We start from the raw sequence: 15,560 nt of genomic DNA on the forward strand, positions 1-15,560 counted from the left end.
ACATCCTCGTTAGGAAAAACCTAACGAGGATGTTTTTTCTATATAGACACGTTTATTCAACCGTTACAGACTTAGCAAGGTTCCGTGGTTTATCAACATCGAGTCCACGATGAAGGGTTGCAAAGTAAGCAATCAATTGAGTTGGCACTACCATTGAGATTGGAGAAAGGTAAGGGTGAACTGCTGTCAAGACCAAATCATCTGTCTCTTTCGCGACATTTTCTTCAGCAATGGTTAAGACATGAGCCCCACGTGCTGCCACTTCTTGGATGTTCCCACGTGTGTGGCTGGCTAGGACTGGATCAGACAAGAGGGCGATGACCGGTGTACCGTCTTCGATCAATGCAATGGTCCCGTGTTTCAACTCACCCGCTGCGAAGCCTTCACATTGGATGTAAGAAATTTCTTTTAGTTTCAGACTGGCTTCCATGGCAACATAGTAATCTTGGCCACGTCCGATATAGAAAGCATTGCGGGTTGTTTCCAACAAGCCACGGACCTTTTCATCGATCACTTCTTTTTCTGAAAGAGTGGATTCGATCGATTGGGCAACGATCGACAATTCGTGCACCAAATCAAAGGCTTTGGCTTTTTCATTGCCATTGGCTTCCCCAACGGCTTTGGCAAGAAAGGCAAGGGCTGCGATTTGAGCTGTATAAGCCTTAGTGGAAGCAACCGCAATTTCAGGACCCGCATGGAGCAACATAGTCATGTCCGCTTCCCGTGAAAGAGTGGAACCTGGAACATTGGTCACTGTCAAGCTTGGAATGCCCATTTCATTTGCTTTGACCAATACTTGGCGGCTATCAGCTGTTTCACCAGATTGACTGATAAAGATAAAGAGCGGTTTTTTGCTGAGAAGTGGCATACCGTAACCCCACTCAGAGGAAATACCGAGCTCTACTGGGGTATCGGTCAATTCTTCCAACATCTTCTTAGACGCAAATCCAGCATGATAAGAAGTTCCGGCCGCAAGGATATAGATGCGGTCTGCTTCTTGAACTGCCTTGATAATAGCTGGATCTACCACTACTTGACCAGATTCATCTGTATAGGCTTGGATCAACTTACGCATGACAGTTGGCTGCTCATCGATTTCCTTGAGCATGTAGTAAGGGTAAGTCCCTTTTCCAATATCCGAGAGGTCGAGTTCAGCCGTGTAGCTATCCCGTTCATGGACATGTCCATCATAGTCTTGGACTTCAACGCTATCAGCTTTGACAATGACCAACTCTTGGTCATGGATTTCCATGTATTGGTTGGTTTCGCGGATCATGGCCACGGCATCTGAGCAGACCATATTGTAACCATCGCCAAGACCAATCAAGAGTGGTGATTTATTTTTCGCCACATAGATGGTGCTTGGATCTTCCGCGTCCATCAAAGCAAAGGCATAGGCTCCACGGATGATGTGGAGGGCTTTTTTGAAGGCTTCAAGCGTAGACAAGCCATCTTCTTCCGCAAACTTTCCAATCAAGTGGGCAGCGATTTCTGTATCTGTTTGCCCCTTGAAATGGTGACCTGCTAGGTATTCTTCCTTGATTTCAAGGTAGTTTTCAATAACCCCATTGTGGACCAACACAAAGCGACCTGTTTCAGAACGGTGTGGGTGAGCATTGTCCTCAGTTGGTTTCCCGTGAGTTGCCCAGCGGGTATGTCCGATCCCGGCTGTCCCTTCAACACCTGCTGCCTTAGACGACAATTCTGCAATGCGACCAACCGCCTTTACCAATTGGCTCTGGTCTTCACTAGCCAGAAAAATACCTGCAGAGTCATAGCCTCGGTATTCGAGTTTTTCAAGTCCTTGAATCAAAATATCAGTAGCATTTGTATTTCCTACAACACCAACGATTCCGCACATAGTTTTTACGATATAGCCTTGCTATACTTTCCCCTTTACTTAGTCAAACGACCCATGGTCGATTTCTCAGTTATTTTTTAAAAATTGGTCTAGTCTAATTTGCCTAAAAAATAACCAGCGGAGTCAGTATACAATGCTTCTTCCTGTTTGTCAACTAGGAAATTCAAGAAAATTGGTCTAGTTAAGTTAGAGTTAAGATTGAAGTAAAAATCATCTTAAAAACTTTCTGCCGTGAAAAAAGTGCCTGAAACTGGATAGTTTAGACACTTTTCTCACTGTTGAATAACTTTAACGAACAACATTTTTTATTTTTATAAAAGAGCGGTTTGTCTACTTCTCAAATCCATTCTGCTGGCTCAACTCACGGAACCAATGGCCGGATTTTTTGATGGTACGTTTTTGACTCTCAAGATCCAATTCAACCAAGCCATAGCGGTTCTTGTAGCCATTGAGCCATGACCAGCAGTCAATAAAGGTCCAGATCAAATAGCCTTTACAATTGGCACCATCTTGAATAGCCCGGTGGAGTTCACGAAGATGGTCTTTGACAAAGTCAATCCGGTAGTCGTCCTGGATCACTCCATCCTTGCGGAATTTTTCCTCGCCTTCGACCCCCATCCCATTTTCTGTTAGGATCCACTCGATATTTCCATAGTTTTCCTTAATATTTTGGGCAATGTCGTACAGGCCTTGCTCATAGATTTCCCAACCACGGTGGGGATTGATCTTACGGCCTGGCATGACATAGGGTTCATAAAATTGTTCAAAGAGTAGGGGAGAAACTGGATTTGGAGCATAACGAGGAGCTGCCACACGGAGCGGTTGGTAGTAGTTAACACCCAGGTAATCCACCGTATTTTCCTCGATCAAGCGCAACTCAAAGGGCTCATAATCCGGCAAGAGATCACGCTCCCGCAGGATCTCTACTAATTCTTGAGGATAATGACCAAGAACAGATGGATCCAGGAAGGATTTGGCTTGAAAGAGCTCGGCAATACGCGCAGCTTTAACATCTTCTGGATGCTGGCTACGAGGATAGGCTGGTGTCAAATTGAGCACAATCCCAATACGATAGTTAGGATCCACCTCGTGACAGGCCTTGACCGCTAGAGAGCTTGCTAGCTGGGTGTGGTAGGCTACTTTTACTGCTGCTGTTGCGTCTACCTTATGAGGAAAATGGGCATCATAAAAATAACCAAACTCCACAGGGACAATGGGTTCATTAAAGGTGATCCACTGGTCGACCAGATCCCCATAGGTCTTGAAACAAAAACGCGCATATTCTTGGTAAGCATAGGCGGTTTCTTTATTTTCCCAACCATCGCCCTGCTCTTGAAGAGCCATCGGTAAATCAAAATGATAGAGGTTGACCAAGAGGTGAATCCCTTTTTCCTTAATCTTTTCAAAGACACAGCGGTAGAAATCAACGCCTGCTTGATTGATCTCCCCTCGTCCTTCTGGGAAAATACGGGACCACTGAATAGAGGTCCGAAAGGCGGTGTGACCAGTTTCTAACAAGAGGTCCAGATCGTCTTCCCAGTGTTCATAAAAAGTCGATGTTTTCTCCGGTCCTTGGCCTTGATAAAAGCGGTTGGGCTCGATCCTATACCAGTAATCCCAGAGATTGTCTCCTTTTCCATCCTGAGCGAAACGCCCTTCTGTCTGAGGACCCGAGGTCGAACTCCCCCATAAAAATTCCTTTGGAAATTGATACATGTCCTAATCCTCCTCATTCTACTAGCTCTATTGTAGCGAATCCTCCCTCAAAACCTAGGCACAATTTACAGTCTTTCTTACGCAGATTAAAGAAAAAGCCCCCCTTAGGAAAAATTCCTAAGGGAGCTGGTCCTCTTTACAATTGATTCACGACATATTCAAAAAGCTTGCGATCTGCTGGGCTCTTGTCAAACAGCAATTCCGGATGCCACTGAACACCGAGGAAACGACTCTCATCTGTGGATTGAACGGCTTCTATGATGTCATCTTTAGGATCCCGAGCGATCACTTCTAGGCCATCTGCCAAGTCTTTAATACTTTGATGATGGAAAGAATTGATGCGACTGGTTTCACCATAGATTTCTTGTAGGATCGTCTGATCCTTGGTCACCAACTCTTGGCTGGTATACTGACCTGGATTGTCCTGCCAGTGGTGTTCAATGTCTTGATGAAGAGTTCCCCCTAGAGCGACATTATAGAGCTGGGTCCCGCGGCAGACAGTAAAGATAGCTTTTTTAGCAGCACGCGCTTCTTCAATCAAGGCCAACTCAAAGAGATCGCGTTTCAAGAGGTAATCATCACTGTCGATAGTGATTTCTTCTCCGTAAAACTTGGGCAAGACATTTTGTCCACCGGTGATGATGAGCTTATCAATCATCGATATGTAGTCTTTAGCCAAGGCTGCATCTCCAATTGGTAAGATCAAGGGAATTCCTCCTGCCTCTTTGACCGCTTCGACAAAACCAGTCGCCGCATAGCTCATGTTCGCGTCTGGATCATCTGGGAAGGGTTTTTCATTTCCTGTAATGCCAATCACTGGTTGTTTTTTCATACTTGTTTCCATATACTTTCATTCATTTTCAAGGCTTATTGTAACACAATTTCAAGCCAGACTCAATGGAGAATTTTTGAGGAGGAGATTTCCCCCTCTAACCCAAAAGCATGCTGAAAGGATATAAAATTGCTTTCTATTAAAAAATTCTCAAGTGCGAAGACTTGAGAATGGTTTATTAATTTTTCATCAACCCTTCTTTTACCAAAAAGTCACGCGCTACTTGAGCAGCAGGCTTGCCTTTTACTCCGACTTGGTAGTTCATCTGGCTCATCTGGACTTCCGTAATTTTACCCGCCAACTTGTTCAGAATGCCCTCTAATTCCGGGTGTTTCTTAAGAAGAGCTTCTTTCATGAGGGGCGCCCCTTGATAAGGTGGGAAGAGTTGTTTGTCATCTTTGAGGACCACCAGGTCATAGCGAGCAAGTTCAGCATCTGTTGAGTAGGCATCTGTTATCTGGACATCATCAGACTGGATAGCCTGGTAGCGAAGGGAGGGCTCCATAGTGGAAACTTGTAGATGAAGACCATAGACCTTCTGCAAGCCTTTGTTTCCGTCCTCTCGATCGTTAAACTCCAAGGTAAAGCCTGCCTTCAGTTGCCCTTCTACCTTTTTTAAATCTGAAATGGTCTTGAGTCCATATTCTTGGGCAATTTTCTTAGGCACTGCGACAGCATAAGTATTTTGATAAGCCATGGGTTTGAGCAAGGCAAGGTTGTCTTGTTTCTTGATCCCCTCTCGGGCCGCTTTGTAGACTGCTTCTGGATCATGGTCGACTTGTGGCGCCGGCTTGAGGAGACTTTCGGTCACAGTCCCTGTAAACTCTGGATAGATAGCAATATCCCCTTTTTTCAGAGCTTCATAGAGGAAGGTAGTCTTTCCAAAGTTCGGTTTGACGGTCACTGTCATATCCGTATTTTTCTCGATCAAGATCTTATACATATTGGCGAGAATTTCAGGTTCAGGACCCAACTTCCCAGCAATGACCAAGTTTTCTTTTTTCGGTTTGGGAAGAAGACTTGGTGTATAAGAAGCTCCTAATCCAATAACCATCACAGCAAAGGCTGCAAAGATGGTCCGCAATTTGGCCTTTTCCATCCATTTGAGAAGAAGGTTAAAGGCGATGGCTAAGAAGGCAGAAGACAGGGCACCGATCAAAATCAAACTGGCATTATTGCGGTCAATCCCTAAAAGGATAAAGGAACCAAGTCCTCCAGCTCCAATCAAGGCAGCTAGGGTAGCCGTCCCTATAATCATCACAGCTGCCGTGCGAATTCCAGACATGATGACAGGCATGGCTAGATGAATCTCAAACTTCTTGAGGCGCTCCCACTTGGTCATTCCAAAGGCGACCCCCGCTTCTTCTAAACTGGGATCAACCCCACGTAAACCGGTAATGGTATTTTGTAAAATCGGGAATAATGCATAGATGACCAGAGCGGTTAAAGCAGGCAGCGTTCCAATTCCCATGATGGGAATGAACAGTCCTAGAAGCGCCAAGGAAGGAATGGTCTGAAAGATTCCTGCGATCTGTAAGACCCAGTTACTTGCTCGGTGGCGCGTACTAAGATAAATCGCTAAAGGTACTGCGATGAAAATAGCAATCATAAGGGTCAAGAGAGACAATTGCAGGTGTTGGCCAAGGGCTGTGAGCCAGTCCCCAAAACGCTCTTGAAAGGTTGTAAGTAGTTTAGACATGGTGAGCACCTCCAAACAAATCTGCGACAAAATCATTGGCTGGTTGGGCTAAAATGGTCTTGGAATCGGCCACCTGCACAATCTCTCCTTCTTCTAGCACCGCAATCCGGTCACCTAATTTTAAGGCTTCATCCGTATCATGGGTCACAAAGATAGTGGTCATGCCAAACTCCTTGTGCAAGTCTTTGGTCAGAGCCTGCAACTGCTTGCGAGAAATGGCATCCAGAGCAGAGAAAGGCTCGTCCATCAGTAAGATTTTTGGCTCCCCGATCATGGCCCTGACAATTCCGACACGCTGTTGCTCCCCACCAGAGAGCTCATGGGGTTTTCGATCGGCATAATCAGAAGCTGGAAGACCTACTTTTTCTAAAAGTTCGACTGTTTTGGAAGCCACTCGCTCCTTGCCCCAGCCCTTCATCTCAGGAATAAGAGCGATATTTTCCGCAACTGTCAAATTAGGAAATAGGGCAATGGCTTGAAGCACATAGCCGGTAGACAAACGTAGCTCCCGTTCATCATAGTCCTTGATGCGTTTCCCATCCATGTAGATATTGCCATCGGTCGGCTCAAGAAGCCGATTGATCATCTTGATCATGGTGGTTTTTCCAGATCCTGACGGGCCTACGAGGACCATAAATTCTCCATCTTCAATACGGAGATTCACATCTTTTAAAATATCTTTTTCTGTGTAGCGCAAGGCTACATGTTTGTATTCAATCATTGTTCTTCCTCAATAAGTTGTCTGTCTCTAAGAATATCCAATAGGCTGCTTGCTGGATGCCCTAGAACGTTTTCAACATCTGTTGAAACCCCAGCTTGTTCTCCAACTTTGATAGATGTATAGGTGCTGACCCAGGCATCGATTCCCTTTAAGGCCTCAACCACCTCTGGAGTATTGGCATACACTATCTTACGAATTTCCGCAGTCGTGTAGACTGTTGCCCGCTCTGGGCTTCTTGTCAGATGGATAGAAGCCATTCCTCTCTTATCGACGAGATTTGCCACATAAGAACCTAATTTCCCTGTTACACCTGTTATTCCAATCATCAGCATTTTTCCTTCTACTATAGTTCATTTTCTTTAGCTTTTAGATTTTCAATAATACGCTCTTGATAGGCCTCAAATTCTCGGATTTCTTGGTCAGAAAAACCTTGGTAGAAAATCTCACCCAGTTCCTTGCTGACACGATCGCCAATTTCTTTTTGCGCCCACCCTAGGTCTGTCAAAGAAATATATTTTTTCCTTTTATCCTGCGTACAAGGTTGAATCGTGACCAAGCCTTGTTCTTCCAATTTTTTAACCATGCTGGTCAATGTATTATTGGCTAGACCTGTCGCAAGAGCGATATCGGTCGCAGTAGCGCACCCTAATTCTTGCTTCCACAAAATCGTTAAAATTTTCCCCTGTTCACTTCGGTATTGAGCATCTGGTTCCTTGCTCAAGAGTTTTTGAAACAGTCGCCCATTCAACAAGCGTATCTGTAAAGCTTGGTAGCCCCCTTGCTTCTTGTCCATTTTGTCTCCTTTTTATTTCTATATCGAAATATCACAGCCATTGTATCACTGTTCACTACACCTGTCAACTATTTCGATATGGAACCAATAATTTTATCTAAATTCACCTTAAAAAGCCCTTCTAGTCCTTCAAAGTAGTGTTCATTCCTTCTTTTCTACCACTTTCTTTTAGTAAAATAGCCTTGTTTCTAGCAAATGTAACAAATGTTGGACTCGTTTTGCAACGACACCTGATTTTATAATGTGGTAATCTGTTAACGAGAATAAATCATACTAATGGAGAATTTGTTATGCATATACCAGATAATTACCTAAGTCCTGCAAGTTGTGCGGTTTTAGCGGTTGCTGCTGCTCCTGTTATTGTCTTGTCTGTCAAAAAAGTCAAGGTCCAATTAAAAGAAAACAAAGAGCTAGCGCCGATGCTTGGGATTGCTGCTTCTTTGTCCTTCTTATTGATGATGTTTAATGTTCCTGTTCCTGGTGGAACGACCGCTCACGCTGTCGGAGGGACCCTTCTTGCCATTCTCATAGGCCCCTATGCGGCCTCTCTAGCGCTGACGGTCGCCTTACTCCTACAGGCCTTCTTATTTGGAGATGGAGGCATTCTCGCTCTTGGGGCCAACATTTTCAATATGGCCATTGTGATGCCTTTTGTTGGTTATGCTATTTATAGCTTGTTCCGCAAGCATCATCAGGAAACGCTTGGCGTCATTGTCGCCTCTTATCTTTCGATCAATGCTGCCGCCTTCTTAGCTGGTGTTGAATTGGGATTACAACCCCTCATCGCGTCAGAAGCTGGTCAGCCACTCTATAATCCTTATGGATTGAGTATCACGGTTCCTGCCATGTTGGGAGCTCACCTCCTTGTCGCAGGTTGGGTCGAAGCCTTCTTCACCCTTGTCGTTTACCGTTTTGTAAAACAAGTTGCTCCTGCAGAGTTGTACACACCAAGTACCGTCAATACAACTTCATTTGTTAAAAAAATTCGCTGGGTCCTCCTTGCTTTGATCGTACTCAGCCCACTTGGACTCCTCGCAAACGGCACAGCCTTTGGTGAATGGTCTGCCGAAGAATTGGGTAGCCTGCTTCATGGTAAAGTCCCAACAGGGATCAAAAATGGATTCTCATTTGAAGCCTTGTTTAGTGATTACACCATTCCTGGAACGAAAATTGCGATCGGCTATATCCTCTCAGCCGTGACAGCCGTCCTTATCTTCTATATCATCAGTAAAATCATTCGATCAATGAACGGAGAAAAAACTTCTCATGCGTAAACTCCCTGACTGGCTCAATCAAGAGCAAGTAACTCTTGAAGCATCCAAAATCCATCACTATTTACAAATGAATCTTCAAACATTGCGCAACTTTCTTGGCAAAATGAAACAAACGACTCCCGCATTCAAGGCCAAAACCTCCTCTTGGATGCGGCTCGTTTCCTTTTTAATTCTAGCCATCCTCATCACGACCGCCCACCATCCCATCCAACTATGGTTGATCGGTATCCTTTTATTAATGCACATTGCCATGCTTCCTGGAGAGGTCCTACTCCACCTCTTTAAGGTCCTGTTCAAGGTGCTGTTGATTTCCACAATTGTGATATTGCCTAGCATCTTATTTCAAGGATTTCAAAATGGAGGGCTCTTTTTGCTACGTGCAGGGATGATTGTCCTCAATATTTCCCTCTTTCTAGCCACGACGACAAGTGTGCAACTGGTTGAGGCCCTTCATCAGCTGCGTGTTCCAAAAACCTTTGTGCAAACCATTGATATCACCCTCAAGTATGGCTATATTTTAGGGAAACACTTGCAACAACAAATCGAATGCGTCCAGCTAAGAACGGTTGGACAAAAAGTGAATCTCAATCTCTTTGGCTCCCTACTTGGTCTCTTGTACCTATCCACCAAAAACCATACCAAAGAAGTGTACGAAGCGATGATTCTTCGAGGCTACAGTATGGATACAAAGCGCAAAGAAGCCTTCCACTGGAAGAAGGAAGACGTCTTTTTCCTATTGGAATTGGCGGTTCTCACGACCTTCACGACCTTACTCGGCTAGAAAGGAAGCCCTATGATTACCATTCAGGATGGAAATTACCACTATACCGAAGAAACTGGTATCCACGATATTCAACTCCAGATTCAAAAAGGGGAAACCGTGGGCTTGATGGGCCCAAACGGAGCTGGAAAATCGACCCTCTTTAAAATTCTAGTTGGGCTCTTGCCCCTCTCGTCTGGTCAGTACCACTTCAAGGACTGGACCATTGACCAAGACTTCTTGAAAGATCCCCATCGTGCTGGGCAACTCTTCCAGCAAGTTGGACTCATTTTTCAAAACAGCGATACCCAATTGTTCAATACAAGCGTCTATGATGAACTGGCTTTTGGACCACGTCAATTAGGCTTAGCCGAGTCCGAAGTCGACCAACGCGTCAAGGATACGCTCGGTCTTCTAGAGATTGAACACCTAAGAGATCGTATTCCCTACCATCTTTCTGGTGGCGAAAAGAAACTAGTCGCTATCGCCAGTGTCCTCACCATGAATCCTAGTCTATTGCTCTTTGATGAGCCCTTTAACGGCCTCTCGCCAAAATACCAGAAGCTGATTGTCGCCTTGCTGCAAGAACTCAAAACAGCCGGAAAAACAATTGTGATTTCCTCCCACCATTTCGAGCAAATCGCACCGATTGTCGAACGGGTCCTCCTCTTTTCTGAAGAACACACCATCACAGGCAGCTACGATCGAGCTGATTGGGAAAATAACCCAGCTATTCAACAATCCTTCACTACATGTTAAAAAGCCTCGGTAGGTACGTCCTACCGAAGCTTTTTTTATGAGAGAGACAAGGGTCAACGTCCTTTATGCTTCTCTCTTCGTTTTTGCTGTTTGCGTTCAAATTTCTCTTGTTTGAGCAATTGCTTTTGGACACTAGATTGATGTTTTGAAATCTTTTTCCTTTCCTCATACTGCAACTGCAATAGTTCTTTCGACTTGGAAGAAACTTTCTGATTTACTTGTTTCCTTACCATTCGCTGTAATCGTTTAGGATTCTTGATTTTTACATGTTGCTTAACTATAGCTTCTGGACTAAAAGATAATTGAGTAAACTGAGTCTGTAAGATCTCTAGAATTTCATCATCTTTTGGCTCCTGACCAAATGTCACACGACAAACTTGATAAGTTTCTCGATACACTTGTTCGAACAAACCATGCCAAAATCCATCTTCAAAATAAACTGTCAATCCAATTGAAATTGTTTCCACGACAGCACCTCCTTAAATCTATCCCTAAGAATGGACAACCAAGGAGGAAGGTTACTGATAGGCTTGCCTACGTCTGGACTACCAACCAGAACTGTGTTTTTATCTTAGTTGGAACTATTATAGCATATTTGTAATCTATTTTTATTGCTTCTTCAAATGCCTATCAAAAAAATGAATCGTAGCCAACCAAGAATCCTTACTCTCTTCCATCAGTAAACACCAATCTTTTCGATAACGATGATTTGGTTGATAAGACACCGTCAACATGTGACCTGTTTCATGATATTTTTTAAATGTAATGTAGTGGCCTTTATAATGTGAGACAATATCATCAATTGCTGACGAGGCATCCCATATTTCATCAACAGTACTTCCGAGCAATAAGATTGGTGAATGCATTTGACCAATATCTATCCTAGCAGAGCAATCTTTAGGGAAGGTTTTTCTAAAAAATTTACTGAATAGATAATCTCCAAGTCGAAACTTTTGATAGGGAAGTTCTTTTTTCAAATGTGTCCAAGAAGAAGTATGAGAGTTCCATTTCCCTTTTATCCCTTCATATATCACATCAGAGGGTGAATTTAGTACCAAACATTGAACGTCATTAAAAAGGCTCTCCTCAGCTAAAACGAATTCTGCTCCCTTAGACCGTCCATAGATTCCAATTTTTTCACTATCTACTTGAGGATACTGACGTAGATAATTCTTTGCTTCCACAAGGCACTCTAAAGGAATGCGTTCCAAATGTTTTGGTAACCCCTCTAAACCAAAGTAGGCAACTGCTAGACAAATATAACCTCTAGAAGATAAAAGCTGAGCTATATTCTGTGCCTTTTCAATCCTTCCTTCACTACCGCTCACAATAATCAATGCTGGTGCTTTTATTGCCTTTTTATCATAAAAGAGTCTCCCTTGAAAATGTTTCCCGTAAATATCTTGATGACTAATTTGCGAACTCATGTAATGTCTTGTGAAAGTTCTCTCTGCAATGACAGTATTTCCTTGCATAATTTTGATATCCACAAAAAAATGATCTAATAAGGGAATTTCAGAAAGAGTGTTCGAAAGTTTCTTTCTCTTATTGGTCAAGGGCTTGGCATTAAAAAATAGTCCCATTGTTGAAATGCCTTCATAAGAGCCAGAACAAGATGGAGTTTGTGAAATATCAATAATACCATTCTTATCTGATACAAAAGTCGCTGTTGATTTCCATAAAACATCATGAGCTAAAAGCATAGGAGCATTGATACAATAATAATCGAATAAATACATTTCGACTCGATAGGTTTCTCTTGGTTTTAAGCCATCGATGACAATATTAAAAGATTCGTCTGCTAACTCAGACTCTGAGATCAGTTCAATTTGTATATTCATATCTTCCTCTTTTTTGTTAATACAATTAACAATACAATTTTAAAATTACCGTAGATTTTACCACGGTAACTCTCGCCATACCTCTTCAACGTCATCCATCAGTTTCATAACTATTTGAATGTCCTCTTCACTATAGTTTCTTAAAACTGAAAAGATGGCTTTTTCAATATGTTCTTGCTGCTCTTTATGGATGTTAAAAACTTTAATTCCTTTTTCAGATAATCTCAGATATTTATTTTTTTCATTATCCGGTGAAAATTTAAAAACAACGAGATCTTTCTTGGTTAAACGTCCAACACTCTGAGTAATAGCACTTCTTGAGACTTTAAGTAACTCAGATAAGCTTACTAGATTCACAGGCTGATTGCGACCTATCAAGTCAATCAAATGAACATCATTAATAGTGATTGATTTATCAATACTGTTCCTATGCTGAGCCTTTTTCAACTGTTCAAAGGCTAAAACAAAGCTGTTAAAACGATTATTAAACTTAAGCAAGGCTTTCTTATTCATAGTCTTCTCCATTTTGTTAACTATATTAACAAAATTACATTTTCTTGTCAATGAGAGCAAAAAAATCCCCCAGAGCTTAGCTCCGAAGGACTTTTAAATTTATTTCGTTACGATATTTACAAGCTTGTTCGGTACCGCAATCACTTTCACGATTTCTTTACCGTCAATCTCTGCTTTGACTTTATCGTCAGCCAGAGCCACTTCTTGCAATTCTTCGCGTGAAAGGTCTTTTGCGACCATGAGTTTGGCACGGACTTTTCCTTTGATTTGGACGACGATTTCGATTTCGTCTTCAATCAATTTGCTTTCGTCCCATGTTGGCCAAGCTACGTAAGAGATAGACTCCCCTGTTGCTGCGACTGTTTGCCAGAGTTCTTCTGCCAAGTGAGGGGCAAATGGAGCGATCAATTGGATAAAGCCTTTTGCATAGTCTACATAAAGTTTGTCTTCCTTATTAGCTGCGTTGACAAAGACCATGAGTTGGGCAATGGCTGTGTTGAATTTCATGGATTCGATTTGCTCTGTGACAGCTTTAACGGTTTCGTTATAAACCTTGTCTAGAGCACCATTGTTTTCCGCATCGATTTCTTTACTTGTAATCAAACGGTACACACGGTCAAGGAACTTACGACTTCCTTCCAGACCTTCTTCAGACCAAGCGATGGAAGCATCAAGTGGTCCCATGAACATTTCATAGACACGAAGGGTATCAGCACCATATTGTTCCACCACATCGTCTGGGTTCACCACGTTCTTGAGGGATTTCGACATCTTAGCTGGTGCTTGCTCCAATTCTTCTCCTGTTTCCACATGGAAGAAGGAACCGTCACGTTTTTCAACCTTGTCAGTCGCCACAAGAGCCCCACGGTGGTCACGGTAGCTGGTTCCCAAAATCATGCCTTGGTTAAAGAGTTTTTGGAATGGTTCCTTAGTTGGAACGACACCGAGGTCATAGAGGAATTTATGCCAGAAACGAGCGTAAAGTAAGTGAAGCACGGCGTGTTCTGCACCACCCACATAGATATCGACTGGCAACCATTGTTTGAGGAGGTCCTCATCAGCCAATTTTTCTGTGTTATGTGGATCGATATAGCGGAGGTAGTACCAGCTTGAACCTGCCCACTGTGGCATGGTATTGGTCTCACGACGACCTTTGACGCCATCTTCACGAGTCACTTCCAGCCAGTCTGTCAAATTAGCTAGTGGGCTTTCACCAGTACCTGAAGGGCGGATGTCCTTGGTGACTGGCAAGACAAGTGGCAATTCACTTTCTGGAACGGCTGTCGAAGTTCCATCTTCCCAATGAATGATTGGGATTGGTTCACCCCAGTACCGTTGACGGCTAAAGAGCCAGTCACGAAGACGGTAAGTGATTTTTTCTTGACCAAAACCTTTTTCTTCCAACCAAGCCACGATTTTAGCAATCGCTTCTTCTTTGTTGAGGCCATCTAGGAAATCTGAATTGACGTGAAGGCCATCTTCTGTATAAGCAGCTTCTTCAACGTTTCCACCTTCAAGCACTTCTACGATTGGAAGGTCAAACTGTTTAGCAAATTCCCAGTCACGCTCATCGTGGGCAGGTACGGCCATAACGGCACCTGTTCCGTAGCTAGCAAGAACATAGTCGGCAATCCAGATTGGAATTTCTTTCCCATTGACAGGGTTGATGGCATAAGCACCAGTCCAAACCCCTGTTTTTTCCTTGGCAAGGTCGGTACGAGCCAAGTCTGATTTCAAGCTAGCTTGGTGTTTGTAGTCCGCTACAGCCTCAGCTTGCTCTGAACTTGTGATAGCATCTACTAGTTCATGCTCAGGAGCTAAAACAGTGAAGGTTGCTCCGAAAAGGGTATCTGGACGTGTCGTAAAGACGGTGAATTCCTTATCAGTCCCTTTCACTTTGAAGGTGACATTGGCACCAGTTGATTTACCAATCCAGTTGCGTTGCATATCCTTGATAGACTCTGGCCAGTCAAGGTCATCCAAATCAGCCAGCAAACGTTCCGCATAGGCAGTGATTTTGAGCATCCATTGGCGCATTGGTTTACGGACAACTGGATAACCCCCACGCTCAGAAGTTCCATCTGGAAGGACTTCTTCGTTGGCGATGGCTGTACCCAATTCTTCAACCCAGTTTACTGGCACTTTAGCTTCATAGGCCAAGCCTTTTTCGTAAAGTTTGGTGAAGATCCATTGCGTCCACTTGTAGTAGTTCGGATCTGTTGTATTGACTTCGCGATCCCAGTCGTAAGAGAAACCAAGCGCATTGATTTGGCGTTTGAAGTTAGCAATGTTTTCCGCTGTGAATTCCGCTGGGTCATTACCAGTATCCATCGCATATTGCTCTGCAGGCAAACCAAAGGCATCCCAACCCATTGGGTGAAGGACGTTGTAGCCTTGTGCACGTTTGAAACGGCTGAGGATATCCGTCGCTGTATAACCTTCTGGGTGTCCTACGTGCAGACCCGCTCCAGATGGGTAAGGGAACATATCCAATGCATAAAACTTAGGTTTTGAGGCGTCTGTTCCTGTCTTAAAAGTGTGATGGTCAGCCCAGTATTTTTGCCACTTAGGCTCGATTTCTTTATGATCGTAAAAACTCATAGCGTCTCTCCAATTTTCGTGATGCTCTTATTATACCATTTTTAAGCGATTTTTAAAGGATCCACCAAAGAAAAAGGCGGAAACAGATAGGGAAGTGATGGCCCCCTCGTCTCTATTTTGAAACAGAATTGCCTTTTCACCAATCCTTTTTTTAGACTTGAAACTCTTTCACATCCCCTCACTGTATGGT

The 15,560-nt window shown here is 43.4% G+C and carries 14 protein-coding genes; 3 read left to right on the forward strand and 11 right to left on the reverse strand.

What is annotated here, in order from left to right; all coding sequences use genetic code 11:
* Nucleotides 1–52: 52 nt before the first annotated feature.
* The 7 genes from glmS to JX304_RS09285 all read right to left on the reverse strand — a co-directional run bounded on the left by glmS (nucleotide 53) and on the right by JX304_RS09285 (nucleotide 7,622).
* Entirely contained in the window at nucleotides 53–1,861 is a 1,809-nt protein-coding gene (gene glmS / locus JX304_RS09255; protein WP_205012288.1) for a glutamine--fructose-6-phosphate transaminase (isomerizing), read from the reverse strand.
* 330 nt (nucleotides 1,862–2,191) lie between these two features.
* Nucleotides 2,192–3,577, reverse strand: a complete 1,386-nt coding sequence (locus tag JX304_RS09260) for a glycoside hydrolase family 1 protein (RefSeq protein ID WP_205012290.1) — start codon at nucleotides 3,575–3,577, stop codon at nucleotides 2,192–2,194.
* A gap of 136 nt (nucleotides 3,578–3,713) precedes the next feature.
* Complete coding sequence (locus JX304_RS09265; protein WP_205012291.1) at nucleotides 3,714–4,409, reverse strand: gamma-glutamyl-gamma-aminobutyrate hydrolase family protein; 696 nt, start codon at nucleotides 4,407–4,409, stop codon at nucleotides 3,714–3,716.
* Between the two features lie 178 nt (nucleotides 4,410–4,587).
* Nucleotides 4,588–6,108, reverse strand: coding sequence for an ABC transporter permease/substrate-binding protein (locus tag JX304_RS09270; protein WP_205012293.1), 1,521 nt, complete (start codon nucleotides 6,106–6,108; stop codon nucleotides 4,588–4,590).
* Nucleotides 6,101–6,829, reverse strand: a complete 729-nt coding sequence (locus tag JX304_RS09275) for an ABC transporter ATP-binding protein (protein WP_205012294.1) — start codon at nucleotides 6,827–6,829, stop codon at nucleotides 6,101–6,103. Before JX304_RS09275 ends, JX304_RS09270 begins: the two co-directional genes overlap by 8 nt.
* Entirely contained in the window at nucleotides 6,826–7,155 is a 330-nt protein-coding gene (locus JX304_RS09280; RefSeq protein WP_205012295.1) for an NAD(P)H-binding protein, read from the reverse strand. The genes JX304_RS09275 and JX304_RS09280 overlap by 4 nt, the downstream gene beginning before the upstream one ends.
* Nucleotides 7,156–7,172: 17 nt before the next feature.
* Nucleotides 7,173–7,622: a MarR family winged helix-turn-helix transcriptional regulator gene (locus JX304_RS09285; protein WP_187539803.1), complete on the reverse strand. Its 450-nt coding sequence runs from the start codon at nucleotides 7,620–7,622 to the stop codon at nucleotides 7,173–7,175.
* A 290-nt stretch (nucleotides 7,623–7,912) separates the two neighbouring features.
* On the opposite strand from JX304_RS09285, the gene cbiM reads away from it, so the two are divergent.
* Genes cbiM through JX304_RS09300 form a run of 3 tightly spaced genes read left to right on the forward strand, consistent with a single transcriptional unit; the run spans nucleotide 7,913 to nucleotide 10,415 of the window.
* Complete coding sequence (cbiM, locus tag JX304_RS09290; RefSeq protein WP_205012296.1) at nucleotides 7,913–8,896, forward strand: cobalt transporter CbiM; 984 nt, start codon at nucleotides 7,913–7,915, stop codon at nucleotides 8,894–8,896.
* Nucleotides 8,889–9,677, forward strand: a complete 789-nt coding sequence (locus tag JX304_RS09295) for an energy-coupling factor transporter transmembrane component T (protein WP_205012297.1) — start codon at nucleotides 8,889–8,891, stop codon at nucleotides 9,675–9,677. Before cbiM ends, JX304_RS09295 begins: the two co-directional genes overlap by 8 nt.
* A 12-nt stretch (nucleotides 9,678–9,689) precedes the next feature.
* Nucleotides 9,690–10,415, forward strand: coding sequence for an energy-coupling factor ABC transporter ATP-binding protein (locus JX304_RS09300; protein WP_205012298.1), 726 nt, complete (start codon nucleotides 9,690–9,692; stop codon nucleotides 10,413–10,415).
* A gap of 53 nt (nucleotides 10,416–10,468) precedes the next feature.
* Here JX304_RS09300 and JX304_RS09305 read toward each other — a convergent pair whose 3' ends face one another.
* From JX304_RS09305 to leuS, 4 genes are all read right to left on the reverse strand, one after another.
* Nucleotides 10,469–10,882 carry a YjdF family protein gene (locus JX304_RS09305; protein ID WP_200772903.1) on the reverse strand — a complete coding sequence of 138 codons (414 nt, stop codon included), beginning with the start codon at nucleotides 10,880–10,882 and terminating at the stop codon, nucleotides 10,469–10,471.
* A gap of 141 nt (nucleotides 10,883–11,023) precedes the next feature.
* Nucleotides 11,024–12,256, reverse strand: coding sequence for an acyl-CoA thioesterase/bile acid-CoA:amino acid N-acyltransferase family protein (locus JX304_RS09310; RefSeq protein WP_205012299.1), 1,233 nt, complete (start codon nucleotides 12,254–12,256; stop codon nucleotides 11,024–11,026).
* A 57-nt stretch (nucleotides 12,257–12,313) separates the two neighbouring features.
* A complete protein-coding gene (locus tag JX304_RS09315) occupies nucleotides 12,314–12,769 on the reverse strand; it encodes a MarR family winged helix-turn-helix transcriptional regulator (RefSeq protein ID WP_205012300.1) in 456 nt (151 codons plus the stop codon).
* Nucleotides 12,770–12,868: 99 nt separating this feature from the next.
* Nucleotides 12,869–15,370 (reverse strand): leucine--tRNA ligase, encoded by a 2,502-nt coding sequence (gene leuS / locus JX304_RS09320; RefSeq protein ID WP_205012302.1) that lies wholly within the window; start codon nucleotides 15,368–15,370, stop codon nucleotides 12,869–12,871.
* Between the last annotated feature and the right edge of the window lie 190 nt (nucleotides 15,371–15,560).

Source organism: Streptococcus parasanguinis (assembly GCF_901875555.1).
GTDB lineage: Bacteria > Bacillota > Bacilli > Lactobacillales > Streptococcaceae > Streptococcus > Streptococcus parasanguinis_H.

Coding starts and splice junctions, on each gene's coding strand:
- JX304_RS09295 (WP_205012297.1), top strand. CDS start 8,889: ATGCGTAAACTCCCTGACTGGCTCAATCAAGAGCAAGTAACTCTTGAA.
- leuS (WP_205012302.1), bottom strand. CDS start 15,370: ATGAGTTTTTACGATCATAAAGAAATCGAGCCTAAGTGGCAAAAATAC.
- JX304_RS09310 (WP_205012299.1), bottom strand. CDS start 12,256: ATGAATATACAAATTGAACTGATCTCAGAGTCTGAGTTAGCAGACGAA.
- JX304_RS09265 (WP_205012291.1), bottom strand. CDS start 4,409: ATGAAAAAACAACCAGTGATTGGCATTACAGGAAATGAAAAACCCTTC.
- JX304_RS09315 (WP_205012300.1), bottom strand. CDS start 12,769: ATGAATAAGAAAGCCTTGCTTAAGTTTAATAATCGTTTTAACAGCTTT.
- JX304_RS09260 (WP_205012290.1), bottom strand. CDS start 3,577: ATGTATCAATTTCCAAAGGAATTTTTATGGGGGAGTTCGACCTCGGGT.
- JX304_RS09275 (WP_205012294.1), bottom strand. CDS start 6,829: ATGATTGAATACAAACATGTAGCCTTGCGCTACACAGAAAAAGATATT.
- cbiM (WP_205012296.1), top strand. CDS start 7,913: ATGCATATACCAGATAATTACCTAAGTCCTGCAAGTTGTGCGGTTTTA.
- JX304_RS09280 (WP_205012295.1), bottom strand. CDS start 7,155: ATGATTGGAATAACAGGTGTAACAGGGAAATTAGGTTCTTATGTGGCA.
- JX304_RS09270 (WP_205012293.1), bottom strand. CDS start 6,108: ATGTCTAAACTACTTACAACCTTTCAAGAGCGTTTTGGGGACTGGCTC.
- JX304_RS09300 (WP_205012298.1), top strand. CDS start 9,690: ATGATTACCATTCAGGATGGAAATTACCACTATACCGAAGAAACTGGT.
- glmS (WP_205012288.1), bottom strand. CDS start 1,861: ATGTGCGGAATCGTTGGTGTTGTAGGAAATACAAATGCTACTGATATT.
- JX304_RS09285 (WP_187539803.1), bottom strand. CDS start 7,622: ATGGACAAGAAGCAAGGGGGCTACCAAGCTTTACAGATACGCTTGTTG.